This is a genomic window from Zobellia sp. OII3, assembly GCF_002211465.1.
Classification (GTDB): Bacteria; Bacteroidota; Bacteroidia; order Flavobacteriales; family Flavobacteriaceae; genus Zobellia; species Zobellia galactanivorans.
Genome location: NZ_MWRZ01000028.1, coordinates 1 through 2446, shown reverse-complemented (window position 1 = coordinate 2446; position 2446 = coordinate 1). Strand labels below are relative to the sequence as shown.

Annotated in this window: 2 protein-coding genes; both read right to left on the bottom strand. The window is 57.7% G+C overall.

The window, feature by feature from the left end; all coding sequences use genetic code 11:
• Positions 1 to 719: gluconate 2-dehydrogenase subunit 3 family protein (locus tag B4Q04_RS22330; protein ID WP_013991570.1), on the bottom strand; the 719-nt coding region annotated here is incomplete at its 3' end.
• 6 nt (positions 720 to 725) lie between these two features.
• Positions 726 to 2444, bottom strand: a complete 1719-nt coding sequence (locus B4Q04_RS22325) for a GMC family oxidoreductase (protein WP_013991569.1) — start codon at positions 2442 to 2444, stop codon at positions 726 to 728.
• Between the last annotated feature and the right edge of the window lie 2 nt (positions 2445 to 2446).

The following is a 2446-nucleotide window of genomic DNA, read 5'->3' as shown; positions in this document are numbered from 1 at the left end:
TATGTCAAAAGATTTCCATTTTCGTCCCATTCGGCAATGTCGTTCCTTTTGCTTTGGTCGACACATTTGGCGATCCATTCGGGATCGTATTCCACGCCGTGCTTCTTGAGCACCTCGTCGGGCACCCCGTCCCAAACGTTGGGCGAGTTCCCCTTGTAGCCCAGGTCGGCTATGCCCACCTTGGAGGTGTAATACCCGGTGACCACCAGGTTCCGCATAAGGGCGAAGAACTGTATCTCCAAGGGCTGTTCGTCCAGGGGGACGTCCATATCCTGATAACAGATGGTATCGAGGATCTGTTTCTGCTGTTCGAGGGTGGCCGTCTTGAACTCGGTCCCGAATTCGGTATTGCTCCGGTGGTCGAGCCACATCAGCCCTCCCAAAAGGGTGTTCTGCATATCGGGCATGTCCTTTCCGATAAACTCTATGAATTCGGGCACGTCGGCCTCCAAGGGCCCTCCAAAGGGTTCCTTGGGGGGAAGGATCACCGTGCTGAGCACGGCGATGGTCTCCATTTCGTGTTCGTTGAACAAGCGCTCGGCATTGAGCTTTTCGATACGCTCGAGTTCCTTGGGCGTACGCCCGAAATAATGGGGCTGCGCTGCTTCCTGAACGGCCACTTCCGTCTTCCCGTCCCCTTCGCCCTTACATCCGTGGAAGGCAAGTGCGGAAGCCCCCGCACCTAGGATCATGGTCTGTATACTCTTTCTTCTGTCCATCTTAGGCTATAGGTTTTGTTTTTTGATCTGTTCGATGATATAATCCGATGCCCTCCACGACAGGGCCAAAATGGTCCATGTACAGTTCTTGTCGGCCTGTGATACAAAGGGGCCCGCATCGACGATAAAGACATTGTCGACGTCGTGGAGTTGGTTGAACCTGTTGGTCACCGAGGTCCTGGGGTCGTCGCCCATACGCGTGGTGCCCACCTCGTGGATGATCTCGCCCGGGGCATGGAGGCCATAGTCCCTGTCCTTGCCGGGTTTGTTGAGATAGATGCCGCCCATGTTATGGGTGATCTCCTCGAAGGTATCCTGCATGTGCTTGGCCTGGCGCACTTCGATATCGGACCACTTATAGTTGAACTTCAGTACGGGGATACCGTAATCGTCGACCGTGGTGGGGTCGATCTCGCAATAGTTGTCCTTTACCGCTAGGCCCTCGCCCCTTCCGCCGAAGCCCACTACGGCGCCATAGTACCTTTTGACCTCGTCCCTGAGCTTGTCGCCGTAGCCGCCCGTGGGCAGGCCCATGAGCTTGTTGAAATTGTCCTGGTCGAAGCCGAAGCCGTAGTTGGGCTGGCCCATGCCCCCCCATACCTCGATGTGGTAGCCGCGGGGGAAGTCCAGTTTGTTGTTGTCGCCCCACCAGGGCGAGTAAACGTGCATGCCGCCGACCCCGTCCTCGTTATAGGACACGTCGCGGTCCATGAGGCCCGGGACGAACGCCGCGCCGCTACTGCCCGTCGAGTCGTGCAGGTACCTTCCCACCAGGTTGCTGCTGTTGCCCAGTCCGTTGGGGTGCTGCTTGCTCTTGCTGTTGAGAAGGATCCGCGCCGAGCTACAGGCGGAGGCCGCCAATACGACGATCTTTCCCCTTAGCTTGTATTCCTTCCTGTCCTCCTTGTCGATGTACGATACCCCGGTGGCCCTTCCCTCCTCATCGGTGGTGACCTCGCGTACCATGGCGTTGACGTACAGCTTTACCTGTCCGCCGTTCTTCTGTGCCGGGAAGATAAGGCAGCTCCCGGCCGAGAAATCGGCATATATGGAACAGGAGCGGTTGCACTGCCCGCAGTAAAAGCAGACCCCGCGTTCGTTGTTGATGCGCTTGGTAAGCATCGATAGCCGGCCGGGGATCACGGGAATGCCCGATTTCTTGGCGCCCTTTATATAAAAAAGCTCGTGGAGCCTAGGCTTTGGGGGAGGCAGGAAAAAACCGTCGGGATCGTTCTCCAGTCCCTCGTTGGTGCCGAAGACCCCGATCAGTTTGTCGACCTTGTCGTAGTACGGTTTTACGTCATCGTAACCGATGGGCCAGTCCTCGCCATGACCATCGCGGGTCTTGCCCTTGAAATCCTTCGGCCCGAAACGTAGCGATATACGGCCCCAGTGGTTGGTACGGCCACCGAGCATGCGCGAACGCCACCATTTGAAGGTCGTGCCCTCGGCATGGGTGTAGGGTTCGCCGTCAACGTGCCAATCGCCATAGGACATGTCGAACTCCCCGAAGGCACGGTCCGTGCCGGCGCCCCGCCTGGGGGAATCGTAGGGGTTCTTCAATTGGGTCATGGTCTTCGGATCGGCCGGGTCGAAAAAGGGGCCCGCCTCGACCACCGCGACCTTGAGGCCCGCATCGGCCAATTGCTTGGTGGCCATACCGCCACCCGCTCCCGAACCAACGATGATAACATCATAGAGTTCGGGCGATTCTTTAATCTGCATAG